The sequence below is a fragment of the Bacillus sp. EB106-02-03-XG38 genome (assembly GCF_058792175.1).
Genome location: NZ_JBYTED010000001.1, coordinates 1,196,965 through 1,211,699, shown reverse-complemented (window position 1 = coordinate 1,211,699; position 14,735 = coordinate 1,196,965). Strand labels below are relative to the sequence as shown.

15 protein-coding genes and 1 pseudogene are annotated in these 14,735 nt (G+C 34.9%); 14 read left to right on the top strand and 2 right to left on the bottom strand.

From position 1 onward, the window contains the following. Positions 1–99 precede the first annotated feature (99 nt). From AC3WTI_RS06255 to AC3WTI_RS06230, 6 genes are all read left to right on the top strand, one after another. Complete coding sequence (locus AC3WTI_RS06255) at positions 100–612, top strand: GNAT family N-acetyltransferase (protein WP_087955702.1); 513 nt, start codon at positions 100–102, stop codon at positions 610–612. A gap of 4 nt (positions 613–616) precedes the next feature. Then, positions 617–1,495 carry an aminoglycoside phosphotransferase family protein gene (locus AC3WTI_RS06250; protein ID WP_097841232.1) on the top strand — a complete coding sequence of 293 codons (879 nt, stop codon included), beginning with the start codon at positions 617–619 and terminating at the stop codon, positions 1,493–1,495. Positions 1,496–1,607: 112 nt separating this feature from the next. Beyond that, positions 1,608–2,936 (top strand): YjiH family protein, encoded by a 1,329-nt coding sequence (locus tag AC3WTI_RS06245; protein ID WP_097841233.1) that lies wholly within the window; start codon positions 1,608–1,610, stop codon positions 2,934–2,936. A 403-nt stretch (positions 2,937–3,339) separates the two neighbouring features. Next, positions 3,340–3,927 (top strand): GNAT family N-acetyltransferase, encoded by a 588-nt coding sequence (locus AC3WTI_RS06240; RefSeq protein ID WP_087955711.1) that lies wholly within the window; start codon positions 3,340–3,342, stop codon positions 3,925–3,927. Between the two features lie 330 nt (positions 3,928–4,257). After that, complete coding sequence (locus AC3WTI_RS06235) at positions 4,258–4,890, top strand: YdcF family protein (protein WP_000662223.1); 633 nt, start codon at positions 4,258–4,260, stop codon at positions 4,888–4,890. Between the two features lie 151 nt (positions 4,891–5,041). After that, positions 5,042–6,190 carry an acyl-CoA dehydrogenase family protein gene (locus tag AC3WTI_RS06230; protein WP_492304346.1) on the top strand — a complete coding sequence of 383 codons (1,149 nt, stop codon included), beginning with the start codon at positions 5,042–5,044 and terminating at the stop codon, positions 6,188–6,190. A 138-nt stretch (positions 6,191–6,328) separates the two neighbouring features. Here AC3WTI_RS06230 and AC3WTI_RS06225 read toward each other — a convergent pair whose 3' ends face one another. Further along, positions 6,329–6,799 carry a DinB family protein gene (locus AC3WTI_RS06225; RefSeq protein WP_087955715.1) on the bottom strand — a complete coding sequence of 157 codons (471 nt, stop codon included), beginning with the start codon at positions 6,797–6,799 and terminating at the stop codon, positions 6,329–6,331. A gap of 69 nt (positions 6,800–6,868) precedes the next feature. On the opposite strand from AC3WTI_RS06225, the gene AC3WTI_RS06220 reads away from it, so the two are divergent. From AC3WTI_RS06220 to AC3WTI_RS06200, 5 genes are all read left to right on the top strand, one after another. Further along, entirely contained in the window at positions 6,869–7,597 is a 729-nt protein-coding gene (locus AC3WTI_RS06220; RefSeq protein ID WP_087955717.1) for an ArsR/SmtB family transcription factor, read from the top strand. A gap of 219 nt (positions 7,598–7,816) precedes the next feature. Continuing rightward, positions 7,817–8,962 carry a stage II sporulation protein P gene (locus AC3WTI_RS06215; protein WP_097841234.1) on the top strand — a complete coding sequence of 382 codons (1,146 nt, stop codon included), beginning with the start codon at positions 7,817–7,819 and terminating at the stop codon, positions 8,960–8,962. A gap of 195 nt (positions 8,963–9,157) precedes the next feature. Next, complete coding sequence (locus AC3WTI_RS06210; RefSeq protein ID WP_087955721.1) at positions 9,158–9,835, top strand: copper homeostasis protein CutC; 678 nt, start codon at positions 9,158–9,160, stop codon at positions 9,833–9,835. A gap of 23 nt (positions 9,836–9,858) precedes the next feature. Further along, positions 9,859–10,410 carry a signal peptidase I gene (lepB, locus tag AC3WTI_RS06205; RefSeq protein ID WP_087955723.1) on the top strand — a complete coding sequence of 184 codons (552 nt, stop codon included), beginning with the start codon at positions 9,859–9,861 and terminating at the stop codon, positions 10,408–10,410. 153 nt (positions 10,411–10,563) lie between these two features. Continuing rightward, the gene (locus AC3WTI_RS06200) at positions 10,564–11,397 is read left to right on the top strand and encodes a DNA alkylation repair protein (RefSeq protein ID WP_097841235.1); all 834 of its coding nucleotides are present in this window, start codon (positions 10,564–10,566) and stop codon (positions 11,395–11,397) included. Between the two features lie 197 nt (positions 11,398–11,594). On the opposite strand, the pseudogene AC3WTI_RS06195 reads toward AC3WTI_RS06200, so the two are convergent. After that, positions 11,595–12,010 (bottom strand): annotated as a pseudogene (locus tag AC3WTI_RS06195) (hypothetical protein). A gap of 250 nt (positions 12,011–12,260) precedes the next feature. On the opposite strand from AC3WTI_RS06195, the gene AC3WTI_RS06190 reads away from it, so the two are divergent. From AC3WTI_RS06190 to AC3WTI_RS06180, 3 genes are read left to right on the top strand one after another with little or no spacing between them, the layout of a single operon-like run. After that, entirely contained in the window at positions 12,261–13,013 is a 753-nt protein-coding gene (locus AC3WTI_RS06190) for an IclR family transcriptional regulator (RefSeq protein WP_097841236.1), read from the top strand. A 14-nt stretch (positions 13,014–13,027) separates the two neighbouring features. Further along, entirely contained in the window at positions 13,028–13,741 is a 714-nt protein-coding gene (pxpB, locus tag AC3WTI_RS06185; RefSeq protein ID WP_087955729.1) for a 5-oxoprolinase subunit PxpB, read from the top strand. Then, positions 13,732–14,721 (top strand): 5-oxoprolinase subunit C family protein, encoded by a 990-nt coding sequence (locus AC3WTI_RS06180; protein ID WP_087955731.1) that lies wholly within the window; start codon positions 13,732–13,734, stop codon positions 14,719–14,721. Before pxpB ends, AC3WTI_RS06180 begins: the two co-directional genes overlap by 10 nt. Positions 14,722–14,735: the final 14 nt, after the last annotated feature.

The window sequence follows — 14,735 nt, the reverse complement described above, 5'->3', positions numbered from 1 at the left end:
GTTAGATATCTTTGAAGGCGTAGTGGTTAATTTTGGTATATAATGTATAAAACGAAAATGAATAAAGAGAGAAGTAAGTTTTGAAAGGGGAACGGCAATATGGAGAGAAATACAGTTAAAGAATATACAATTCGAACTGCTACTGAAGAGGAAAGCGATAGCATCATCACTTTATTAAAAGAAGTAGCAGAGTGGCTACAACATAAAGAAGTGGATCAATGGCAGTATCTGCTAGGCGGAGAGGCTACGGCTGAAATATTAGAAGGTATAAAAGAGAAATATACGTATGTTGTTGTGAAAGAAAATGAAATTGTCGGTACGGTTACAGTATCTCCTAAACAAAATGAATGGGATGAGCGTATTTTTGGTAAGGAGGAAGTTTCAGATTCTTTATATATTCATAGATTTGCGGTGAAACGGAAGTATAAGGGGAATGGGATTGGAGAATGGATTTTACAGTGGGTAGAAGAGAATGTACAAAATGACAAAGAGTTTTTGAAACTAGATTGTGTTGGGCATAATCGTACGTTGAATGATTTTTATAAGAAAAATGGTTTTGAATATGTTGGGAGTACAGATGGACTTAGTAAGTTTCAAAAGAGAAGGGGTTAAGTGAATGAATCAAATTCATACAGAGTTAGTTAAAAAATTGATAGGGGAACAGTTTCCTAAATGGGCACATTTAGAGGTGAAGCCTGTAAAGTTTAGTGGACATGATAATAGAACGTTTCATCTAGGGGATGAGATGAGTGTTAGATTACCAAGTGATGAGGCATATGCACCGCAAGTAGAGAAAGAAAATAAGTGGCTACCTATATTAAGTAAGGAGCTTTCTTTACCGATTTCTACACCACTTGCGAAAGGAAATCCATCAGAATCGTATCCGTGGCCATGGTCTATTAATAAATGGATAGAGGGAGAAACCGTTACGAAACAAAATGTTCGTGATTTACATGAATTTGCGGCGGACTTAGGATCATTTTTAGTAGAATTGCAATCCATTGATGCGAGTAACGGCCCAATAGCTGGAGCACATAATTTTTACCGAGGCGGGCTTATATCTGTATATGATGAAGAGGCGAGAGATGCTATCGAAAATAATAAGGACGTTTTTGATGAAACCGTATTAAAGCATCTTTGGGATGTAGCCCTTCAGTCAACGTGGGAGCGTAAATCAGTTTGGGTTCATGGAGATGTTGCACCAGGAAATCTACTTGTTAAGGACGGAAAGCTTTGTGCCGTAATTGATTTTGGTATTTTAGGAGTAGGCGATCCGGCTTGTGATGCAGCGATGGCATGGACATTTTTTGATAAGAATAGCAGAAACGTATTTAAAGAAGTATTGCGCATAGATGAAGAAACGTGGAATAGAGCAAGAGGATGGGCACTTTGGAAAGCGTTAATTACATATGATGCGAATAAGACTAGTAATAAAATAGTGGCAGAGGAATCGTATCGTGTTATTCAAGTAATTGTGGATGATTATGAGAGATAATAGAAAAGCCTATTTTTTAAATAGGCTTTTTTTATATGATTAAATATAGAAATGGAAAGAAGGAATCTAACGTAATTATACAGAATATTTAGATAATAGGAGGTGTCGAATTTTGAGTGAAATTGAATTAAAAAGGAATGTAATTAAGACAGGCAGTGAGAAGGGGACCGTTCTTCGGTTTATACTCGCTAGTCTAGTTGGGGTGTTTATGTTTTTCGTACCAGTTACGATAAACGGTGCTTCTTCCATTATGATTGATCATATCGTATCATGGATTCGGACTTCGGTTCCGGGCGTAGTACCTTATTACGCATTACTCGTTATGATAATGGGGGCGATTTATCCGTTTTATACGAAAAAGTGGAATGCATCTATCGTAGACATTTGTTTTTCAATTTTAAAAGTAGTTGGTGTTATCTTCGGTGTATTATATTGTTTGAAAGTAGGGCCAGCTTGGTTCTTTGCACCAGATGTAGGACCGTTTTTGTATGAGAAACTAGTAATATCAGTAAGTTTACTCGTTCCAATTGGCTCGGCTTTTTTAGCATTATTAGTCGGGTACGGATTACTTGAATTTATCGGTACGTTTTGTCGTCCGATTATGAGACCATTATGGAAAACACCAGGACGATCAGCAATTGATGCGGTTGCATCCTTTGTGGGGAGTTATTCGTTAGCTTTATTAATTACGAACCGCGTGTATAAAGAAGGAAAGTATACGACAAAAGAAGCAGCGATTATCGCTACAGGTTTTTCTACGGTATCCGCAACATTTATGATCATCATTGCAAAAACATTAGACATTATGCATTTATGGAATGTTTATTTTTGGACTACTCTCGTTGTAACATTCATCGTAACTGCTATCACCGTAAGAATCCCGCCACTTAGTAGAAAACCAGATACATATGTAACAGAAGAAGGGTTCCCAGAGCCCGTTTATAAAGAGAAAATGTTAGAACGCGCATGGGAAGACGCGCTAGAAGTATCGAAATCTGCGCCGAGTATTGTGAAAAATATTGCAGTGAACTTAAAAGACGGATTTATTATGACGATGGGAATTTTGCCATCCATTATGTCAGTAGGATTAATTGGTATCGTCTTAGCGAAATTTACGCCAATATTTGATTGGATCAGTTATATTTTTTATCCTTTTACATGGCTATTACAATTACCAGAAGCAGAACTAGCTGCTAAAGCGGCATCCGTTGGTATCGCAGAAATGTTTTTACCTTCTCTATTAGTTGTAAGTGCACCACTTGTGACAAAGTTTGTCATTGCGGTTGTTTCGGTATCATCTATATTGTTTTTCTCAGCTTCCATTCCTTGTATTTTATCAACGGACATTCCGTTAAAAGTATCGGAACTTATAATTCTCTACGTACAAAGAACGATATTAACGTTACTTATTATTACGCCGGTTGCTTATTTGTTGCTTTAAAGTTTTAATAAGATAAATCTATAACAAAAGAAGCCTTCTGTAAAAGAAAGGCTTCTTTTGTTTAAAAGCGAGGTATTCCCATATCACTATCAAGCTAAGAAAATCAAATATCCAAAAACATGAAAATGTACTATTTTCTGTTTTTAGGATGCTTTTATTTATTTTTTGAATATGACGTCATGCTTCTTAAGAAAATTCCTAGTCCTGCAAAAAAGAATCCTAAGCATAATAAGCTGCCAGGTGTTCCCCAAGTAATTTGATCTAGCATTTTTATCCCCTCCCGATTTATCATTATATAGCATTTATTGGAAATTATCAATTTTTTCCTTTTCAAATACATTCTATTATTATTATAAAACGTTTTTGTTTTATATGATATAGTAACAATAAAGGGGGCTTTCAAATGGAAATCATTCACGAAAGAGCACAGTTACGGTTAATAGATAGTGATGATGTCGAAACTTTGTTTTCGATTGTAGAAGGAAATCGTGATATTTGGGCGTATTTAATCTCTAAAATGGATAGTGTTCAAGATATGCAGCAATACGTGCAAAAAGCGATAAAGAGTTACGGAAGGGGTAATGAAATACCTTTCGTTGTAGTGGATCAACAGACGAATACAATTGTAGGAAGTACACGTTTATATAATATTTCAGTAGAAGATAAAACAGTCGAATTAGGACAAACGTGGTATCATCCAAGTGTGCAACGTACGAGTATCAATACAGAGTGTAAGTATATGCTTCTCCAGTATGCTTTTGAAAAACTGCATATGCTGAGAGTGCAAATTAAGACAGATGCAAGAAATGAAAAAGCACAACGAGCAATTGAGCGATTAGGAGCAGTTAAAGAGGGGATGCTTAGAAATGAAAGAAAATTGCCAAGTGGTCATGTGAGAGATGCAGTTGTGTATAGTATAATCGTAAGCGAATGGCCAATAGTGAAAGCTCGTTTGTTGGAAAAATTAGAATTGTATAAAGAAAATTTATAATTCGTGTTTTGAAAGGTATATTGTTCGAGATGTATGAAAAATATACCTTTTTTCTTACAAAATGCTACTTTATTTTAATTACTTTTGTTTCATCGTTCCCTTCTGAGAAAAAATTCGTTACAATGTAGTTGTATGGTAATAAACTTATGAATTTAAAACATGTAATGAAAACCGCAAATAAAAAATGAATTGATAATCCTCAATTTTAAATGAAAACCCTTTTATACATAAATAACAAGTAAAGTTCCTTCTTTTAAATAAACTCAAACAAAACGATTTGATATAAATGTTTTTTATAGAAGTATGGATGATGTACGGAGGCAATTACAAATGAAAGAAAATAAGAAAAGTAAGAAAAGACGAATCTTTCAAGTATTTTTACTAATGATTTGTTCTGCTATTTTATATGTAAGTTATGCAGCTTACGATATTTGGAGCTATCGTTTTAAAACAGATGATAGTGTGAAAACGGATGCTGGTATCGTACTAGGAGCGGCTTCTTGGAACGGAAAACCATCCCCTGTATTTAAAGAAAGAATTAATCATGCGATTTCTTTATATAAGAACGGAAATATTAAAAAGATTATTTTTACAGGTGGTACAAAGTTCGAAGCAGAACTTGAGGAAGCGCGTACTGCTAGAGTATATGCAATGAAACAAGGTGTAAAAGAGGAAGATATTTTAATAGAAACTAAATCCCTTTTCACTGAAGAGAATTTAAAGAATGCGAAGGAAGTTGGAATAGAGAACGGAATACGCACATACACGATTGTAAGTGATCCACTTCATATGAAACGCGCAATGAGAATCGCAAAACATATTAATATTGAAGCGTATGCTTCACCAACGCCGACATCAGCATATAAAACGTTAGACACAGAAATACCATTCTTCTTTAAAGAATTATTCTCGTACATTGGATATGTAACCTCATTGCCATTAAAGGCATTGAAGGGAGATTAATAAGAAAAGAACCTATTTTAAATGGGAACTTTTCTTATTAGTCAAAAACATTGTATTTTTATCGGAATAGTGAAACAATAGAGAGGTAGCTTCATATAATCATAATGAAAAAGTGAGCGGTTCATGAATCGAACATAAAGGAGATTATAGTATGGCACTCTCATTTGTTGAAACAGAAGAACAATCTTTCATTATTGAACAAATAAATAAATTGATTCCGAAATTCATGGAAAGGGAGCATCAACTAAGTGAATTAGGATCATTTCCGTATGAAAATATAAGTGATTTGAAAGATATCGGATATACGAAATTAACGTTACCAAAGGAATTTGGAGGTAGTTCGATTTCTTTATATGACTTCGTTTTATTTCAAGAGAAAATTGCGGAAGGCTGCGGAGCTACTGCATTATCGATTGGCTGGCATCTTGGTATTGTGAAAGAGCTAGCGGAAAATCACTCTTGGAATGATGAGATGTTCAAATGGTTTTGTGAAGAAGTGCGTAATGGCGCGCTCTTTAACAGGGCAGCAACAGAACCAAAAACAGGGAGTCCGACGCGTGGTGGAAAACCAGAAACAATAGCGGTTCAACAAGGCGAGAAGTGGGTTATAAACGGAAGAAAAACTTTTACAACGATGGCACCAATACTTGATTATTTTATTATTTCAGCGAGTATTGAAGGCCGAGAAGAAGTTGGTGAGTTTGTCATTCCAAGAAATACGCTCGGTGTATCCATTGAAGAAACGTGGGATAGCGTTGCGATGCGGGGGACTGCTAGTCACGACCTTGTCTTACAAAATGTGGAGATAGAAAACCGCTTTTTTACAGATATAAAGGGCGGAAAAGTGAAACAAAAGGGTATTGGCTGGTTGCTACATATACCAGCATGTTATTTAGGAATTGCACAATCAGCAAGAAATTATGCAGTTCAATTTGCGGGATCATACAAGCCAAATAGTTTAAATCATTCTATTAGTTTATTGCCGAATGTTAGAAGATTAGTTGGAGAATTAGAACTTGAGCTTATGCAAGCTCGCGTCTTTTTATATCAAATTGCGAAAAAGTACGATGAGGCAGAAGATAAATTATCACTGCAAGCAGAATTAGCTGCAGTGAAATATGCCGTAACGAATGCAGCGATATCAATTGTAGATAAAGCAATGCGCATCGTAGGGGCAAAAAGTTTATCAGAAAGAAATCCTCTTCATCGTTACTATTTAAACGTCAGAGCAGGATTACACAATCCGCCGATGGATGATGTAACACTGTCTATGTTAGCAGATGCGGCGTTTTGGTCGTAGTAATTTTAAACTTGCATTTTATTGTTTGTGAGTAATATAGTTGTTTTGAAAGCACGTGTTTGAGTAGTAATCAAACACGTGCTTTTTATGTGTTTAATATACTAGTTTAAAATGAAGCGTTGTAAACATTTGTCATATCTAATCCCAAATTAAAGGTCTTTCCAAGTTTACCATTCGTAAATATTGTAAAAATTGACCTGCATGGACCGCATCATGATAGGCAATTCGAAGTAGCATGTCGCCTAAATATCTTTCATAGCCAACATCGCTTCGATCAATAAGGGTTGAATCTAGCTCGGCTATGCTTATGGATTGTACATATTCTATGAAGTCAGTAAAGTATACTTGTGCCAATTCAATTTCTTTTTTTACACAAGTAATTGGCTCGTCATCATAGGGGAAATGTATATCATGTATTGAGCCGTTGTTTTGTAAAATCATATGATAGTAAAAAGTTGAGCTCCATACATGACGAATCATTTCACCAAAGGACATAGCTTCATGATCAGGCTTCCAATTAAGAAAATTATCGGGAAGAGAATTCCATAATTTTTCTGAGCGCCTTCTCGTTTCTTTCAAATTTAATATACTAAGATCAATTGCATTCATAATACATTCTCCTTTACTATTAAACTTAAAATAATTGTATCAGTTTAATAGTTAGGGTATCATCGAAATATGAATGTATATCCGAATATCTCATATATAGCTAAACTAATTGCTGAACCTACAAGAGCAATTATCTTAGATTGTTTAATGAATAATCAGGCACTACCTGCTAGCGAATTGGCTTATATGGCAAAGGTGTCACATCCAACGATTAGTTCTCATCTTTCTAAATTAGTAGAGGGGAATCTACTTACAGTTGAACAACATGGTAGACATCGTTACTATCGACTTGCTAATCAAGAGGTAGCAGAAGTTCTTGAAAAGTTAGGAACAATCGCACCAACAGTCCAAGTTCGTTCTTTAAAACAATCGGATCAACTAAAACAAGTTCGTTATGCTCGAACTTGCTATGATCATCTTGCAGGCAGACTCGGTGTAGAGATAACCGAAAAATTATTAGATAAGGAATTTATCATTTTAGAGAAAGGAGAATACATTGTAACGGAAAAAGGTAAGAACTGGTTTTTGAATTTTGGAATAAATATTGAAACGGCAGATATAAAGAGAAGAATATTTGCAAAACCTTGTCTTGATTGGAGTGAACGACGCTACCATATTTCTGGTTGGTTAGGATCTGCAATTGCAAAACTATTTTTGGAACAGGAATGGATTACAAAAACGGATAAGAGTCGTGCTGTCCATCTTACACAAAAAGGTATGAAGTTATTGAAAGAGCAATTAGGCATTGACATGGAGAATAAAAAAGTCCATCAAAATGCAATGCCTCCTGCCGAGTAAACAGTATGAAATAACCTGAGTTCTATATTTATATAGACTCAGGTTATTTCATTTCTTTTAAAGTCTTTGATGATATTTGCGCAAGGTAACTTTAACCTCATTGGCTTTACGGAAAGATCTTAAATGAAAACAAAGTAGTTTGAGGAAATTCTATTAAATTAGTAATCATATTCATTGAAATTTATGCGTAAGAATATAGTAGATGAAGGGAGATATAAAATGAATAAAGTAAAACTGAAAGTATTAAATGTAAGGTATATATTGATATGTTTTTTATTCACGATTATATGTATCCTCACTTCATTCATCATTTCTAGTAATTCTAGCGTATTTAAATCATATTATATGAATCAATTATTAGGAACGAATTCTACTAAAGGTCTTATGTATATGATAGGAAGTGAAAATCGTTATTTTGCAGAAGAATTTCATAAAGAAAAAGGACGAGCGTCTTTAGAATCTTTTTTACTATCACTTTCTACAAATATTAATGTAAATGATCTCCGGAGTTTATTAACGAGGGAACTTCCTAATATGAATCAATTTTATTCGGAAATATTAATTGCTGGGGAAGGCACAGACTATACAAACATTCCCGAAGAATCCAGCATTCCTTTAGATAAAATTAAAGATAAAGGTACTGCTGTTGAACACCCAAAGGGTGGGAAAGAAAACAATTCTACTGATGAAAATTCGAATACACAAAATAACGGTGAAAATAAAGTTTTTATTTATCATACACATAGTTGGGAAGCGTTTATTCCTCTTATTCCAGGTGCTACTGTACCCGATGATGCTTCCAGTACAAATAATGAAGTGAATATTACGTTTGTTGGAAACTATTTAAAACAAAAGTTAGAAGAAAAAGGAATAGGTGTTTCGCATGATACGACAAATATGAGGGATTTTCTACGGAATAAAAATTTAAATTGGGCTCAATCTTACAAAGGATCCCGTCAAATATTACAAGATAAATTAACGCAAGATAAAAATATTATGTTCCCAATGGACCTTCATAGAGATGATGCACGAAAAAATACTACAACAAAAAATATTAACGGAAAAAATTATGCTCGGCTCTATTTCATTTTAGGACGGGAAAATCCTAACTATGAAAAAAATAAAAAAATAGTAACGGCAATAAATTCATATTTAGATGAAAAATATTACGGTTTAAGCCGAGGGATTTTTATTAAAGATCGTAAAAGCGGGAACGGAGTATATAATCAAGACCTATCTCACAATGCATTACTTATTGAAATGGGAGGGGTCGATAATACACCAGAAGAATTATACGCTTCCGTTGACGCACTAGTAGAAGCGTTTAGCCACTATTATAATGGAGTAACTAAGAAAAATAACTAAAATAAAAAGGAGTGACACTTAGTCAGAAGTGCTAGGAGTTACTCCTTTTTGTAGAATATAAAATTACCGATAAACGTCATTTATTGAAAAAAATCTTTCTTTTCATTCTTCTTTTTACAGTTTTATAGGAGAAAGCTAGGTTTCTTATTTTTACTAATGTTATAATAAGAAAAAAGCACGAAAAGAGGTCATCTCATGCTAGAGGTTATTGCAACATGTTTAGAAGATGTGAAACGAATTGAACGAGCTGGCGGGAAGCGAATTGAATTAATTTCATCTTATACAGAAGGCGGTTTAACACCGAGTTATGCATTTATTAAAAAAGCGGTAGAAGCAGTACATATACCGATTCACGTTATGATTCGTCCGCATGCGAAGTCTTTTACATATACGGAAGAAGAAATTGAAATGATGAAGGAAGATATTATCGTTGCACAGAAGTTAGGTGCAGCTGGTGTTGTATTAGGTGTACTAAACGGACGAAATGAAGTGGATGAAGAAAAATTAGCCGATCTACTATCTGTTGTAGAAGGAATAAATGTAACGTACCACCGTGCGATAGATGACATAGAAAATCCAGTAGAAGCGATGAAAACTTTAAAGAAGTTTCATAAAGTGACTCACGTTTTAACTTCAGGTGGACAAGGAAATATAGTAGAGAATATTCTGGTACTTACAGAAATGCAAAAGGTAAGCGATGGTCAAATTCAACTTGTAGTTGGAGCTGGCGTGACGAAAGAAAATATAAAGCAATTGCTAGATGAAACTGGAATTACGCAAGCGCATGTCGGTACGGCGGTAAGAGAAGGAAAATCATGTTTTTCTGAAATTGATCCTAATTTAGTACAACAATTAGTTCAAATCATACAATAAACAGTTAAGAAAGAGGAGAAACGATGAAGGAAAATACGAAGAAAGAATTATTCTCATGGGCTAAAACGATAGGATTTACTCTTGTATTAATTGCTATTATTCGCGGTGTTTTATTTACACCTTCACTAGTGCAAGGGGAATCGATGATGCCTACTTTAGAAAATAACGAGCGAGTTCTTGTGAATAAGATTGGCTATAGTATAAGTGGATTAGAACGCTTTGATATTATCGTCTTCCACGGTAAAGAAGGGTACGATTTAGTAAAACGAGTAATTGGTGTACCAGGCGATACAGTGGAGTATAAAAACGATGTGTTATATGTAAACGGAAAAGCGATGAAAGAACCATATTTAAAAGAGTTTAAAGAAAAAGCAGCAGGCCGTGTATTAACTCCAGACTTTACGTTAGAACAAATCACAGGAAAAACGAAAGTGCCAGAAGGCCAAGTGTTTGTTTTAGGCGATAATCGTGAAGTTTCAAAAGATGGTCGTATGTTCGGGTTTATTTCCGAAGATGAGATTGTCGGAAAAGGACAAGCTGTTTTCTGGCCGTTGAAACAAGTAAGAGCGTTATAAAGCAAGTATGGGAGAAATATTCTTCTAGCGGATTTAAATCACATTTTTTGTAAAACTGAATGTTCATTTAAGAAAGACAGAGGTCGTTTTGATTATTATTTTTCAAAATGGCCTCTGTTTATTTGAAGATAGTATTGCAAGGAGGGAATTTAAATGAGAACGAAAGAAGTAGAAGCTATCTTAAACAGGAAAGGAGCCAGGAAAGTAAACGAAATTCCTAAAGAGGTCTTACAATTACTACAGCAAGGGAAAGTAGAAAGTGTTAATCTAACAGAATGGCTGGCTATAAATCATATTGAACTACTTAAAAATGTCTTACCTTCAATAGGACTCAAGAATAGTTTGGAATGTATAGTAGCTGAATTAGAAAAACAGAACGTTGAAACAGGAATGAAAGTCATACGAATAACAGGAACTTTATTGGATGAAATTATACTCAAAGAGAATGAAGGAAACAAGGAAGACATACTGTTACAATTATCTGATCATATTTCAGATAGTGTACGATGTTGGGCAGCGTTTATGAATAAAAAATCTAATAACACATTAAAAGATACATTAACGTACATTCGACCTTTTGCGGCGGATCATCATTTTGGTGTTCGAGAAATAGCTTGGCTGTCTATTAGAGAAGATCTATCACAAAATATAGAAGAAAGTGTGGAATTGTTAGTAGAATGGGCAAAAAGTGAGGATGAGAATATTCGCAGGTTCTCTGTAGAATCTATTCGTCCTCGAGGTGTATGGAGTAAACATATTGAAATATTAAAACAAGAGCCTGAAAAAGCACTTCCCATTCTTAATTTACTTAAATCAGATCCATCAAAATATGTACAAGATTCGGTTGGAAACTGGTTAAATGATGCAAGTAAAACTAAACCGGATTGGGTAATAAACTTGTGTGAAGAATGGACAAAGGATACTGACATAAAATCAACTAGTAGAATTATTAAAAAAGCTAAAAGAACGATTTTGAAAAATAAGTAATATGTAACTAATAGACTTGTTAAGTTGTAAGAAAGAACAATCAATCATGTTAAAAAAAGAATATTTTGAATAAATAGGGGAAGAGCATGTATTGATCAATACATGCTCTTTATATTTTCTTTTATATTAGTGTTATGAATGAAAGGTGATCAAATTTCATTTCAAATCTAAACTTCCATACTTTTTTATTGTAACTTTTATTCTAATAGTTTTGTGGCAACATGTACTTTGGAAAGTGAACCGTCTCTATTTCTAAAAAAAATTTTATATTCACCGTCCGGAAGCCAATCAGTCCAGTGAATATTGAATTCACTTATTGCTTGTTCCCCAGGTTTTAAAGTTCCGTCAATCATCCAAGTACCTTTAGCGTTATACAAAGAAAGTATAACGCTAAAGGAGAATCACCAGTATTTTGCACAAGAACGCTTAAGTTATCTCCATTAAAATAGTTGAAATTATAAGTGGTTGATTCGAAAAATGCAACGTCTTCGTTTGTTATGGCACGTTGTTCAATTTGGGAGTTTAGCTTCGTATCTTCATTTGTCGCAAATGTCACATTATAACCTATACAAAAAGATAACATAATAGCAGGAATCATTAGTAGCTTTTTCAAAAGAAACATTCCTTATATGTTGTTATATATATCATGATAATTGAAGTATATTAGAAATGTAATAGTTTAATGTAAAAATTTACGAATGTAATGGGGTATTTACGTTTTTTTAATTACTGACAAATATATTGATTCATACGCTTGAAAAAAATATTGATAGAATTGAAAGAATATTTTATAATTTTAAATTATATAGTTGTTTCGAAAAACGGAATTTAAGTTCCGGAATTCGGAATAAGAGGGAGATAGAATGAGTATAAATAAAACGGCAGTTAAGACAATGGATATTTTAGAGTTGTTTTATGAGCATGAAGAGCTAAGTTTAACAGAGATGGTTCAGCTTACGAGTATGCCGAAAACATCTGTTTATCGTTTAATTGGCTCGTTAGAAGAAATGGAATTTTTACAAAAAAACGAGAAGGGGAAATATCGTCTAGGAGTCGTTTTTTTAAGGTTCGGTCAACTTGTTTCACAAAGATTATCAGTAAGAAATATTGCGATTCCATATATGAAAGAGCTTAGAGATAGTTTAGGACAGGCAGTTAATTTAATTATTCAAGATGGTAACGACGCGATTTATGTGGAAAAGATGGAAGGTGCTCAGCCTGTACGCGTGTATACGGCGGTTGGAAGAAGAGCACCACTTTATGCGGGTGCATGCCCGAGAATTTTACTATCATATTTCTCTGAGGAAGAGCAACGGAAATACGTAGAGGAAACGGATTTAAAACAGTTTGCAGATGGAACAATCGTAGATAAGGAACAGTTGATAGAAGTGTTACAAATGGCGAAAAAGGAAGGACACACAATTAGCTACTCTGAGTTAGAAAATCATACAGCGGCTATAGCGGCGCCCATTTTCGCAAGCGATGGGACAGTTGTAGCGGGTATTAGTATTTCGGGATTAGCAATTGAGTATAACGAAAGTAATATTGCATATTTTATTGCGAAAGTGAAAGAGACAGCACATCGCATTTCGAAAGAACTCGGCTTTTTAGCATAGAAAGAGGGAGTGGGATGAAATTTTCTGCGTTAGGGGATCAAGCAATTATTGTTACATTTGGTGAAGAAATGCGGATGGAGACATACGAAAAAGTGCAGCGATTATTTCAAGCGTTGAGGCAGCATCCGTTTACAGGAATGGTTGAATGTGTGCCGTCGTTCACTTCATTAGCGGTCTATTACAATGTATACGAAGTGTGGAAGCGAAATGGGAGAAGTGAAGGACCATATCAATACGTTAGCCGATATATAAAAGAGTTGTGTGATTCGTATAAAGAAGAAGTGAATAAAGAAGTGAAACATATTACTATACCTGTTTGCTACGGTGGAGAATATGGGCCTGATTTAGAAGAGGTCGCGCATGAAAGAGGATTACAGGTAGAAGATGTCATTCGCATACATAGTGAAACAACATATTTTGTGTATATGTTAGGCTTTACACCAGGGTTCCCGTATTTGGGGGGATTATCAAAAGAGCTAGAAACACCTAGAAAAGAAACGCCACGGCTACAAATCCCTCCTGGTTCGGTAGGGATTGGTGGAAATCAAACAGGTATATATCCGCTTGAAACACCAGGAGGATGGAATATTATTGGCCGAACTCCTATTTCATTATTTAATCCAGAAGAAGAAACACCAACATATATTCAAAGCGGTATGTATTTACGGTTTATCCCAATAACGAAGGAAGAGTATGTATCACTTGAGGAGGCTAAAGAATGGATGTAGAAGTTTTGCATGCGGGAATGCTTACAACAGTCCAAGATTTAGGACGATCTCACTATCAACAATACGGTGTACCAGTTGGCGGGGCGATGGATCAAAGTGCACTTCGGATGATCAATATGTTAGTCGGTAATGAAGAGAATGAAGCGGGACTCGAAATGACGATTATGGGACCTAAATTGTTAATAAAGAAAACGACTTTACTTGCGATTGGCGGAGCGGATATGGAGCCGTTACTGAATGGGGAGCGTATTCCATTATGGCGTCCCATTTTAGCGGAAGAAGGTAGCATGCTATGTTTTGGAAAAGTGAAAAGTGGTTGCAGGGCGTATGTAACTTTTGCAGGGGGAATACAGATTGATCGCATAATGGGAAGCAAAAGCACTTACATACGTGCAGCGATTGGTGGTATAGAAGGGAGAATGCTGAAAAAAGGAGATTATTTTCAAATTGGTACGCACAAGGAAATGGCGAGTCGTTTCATTCAAGACTTACAAAAGGATGAACGAGTCAAAACGAAATGGGCAATTAACTGCAGTGTACTGCCAAAGTATAAGAAATATCCTAAACTTCGTGTCATAACGGATTTTGAATATGATCAATTTACAGAAGAAAGTAAACAGGCATTTTTTACGAAAGAGTATAAAGTATCTAATTACGCTGACCGAATGGGTTATAGAGTTGAGGGAGAAGTTTTAAATAGAGTGGAAGAAAAAGAGATTTTATCGAGTCCCGTTACATTTGGGACCATTCAAGTGCCAAATGGTGGACAGCCAATTATATTAATGGCAGATAGGCAAACGACAGGTGGCTATCCGAGAATGGGCAATATTATTTCAGTAGATTTACCACTTCTTGCTCAATTAAAACCAGGGGACTACGTTTCTTTTGAGAACATTACGTTGGAAGAAGCAGAACAATTGTACATAGAACAGGAAGTAAATATGAATCTATTAAAGAAATTCATCGCTTTACGAAGCTGAGAATTGGAGTGAAA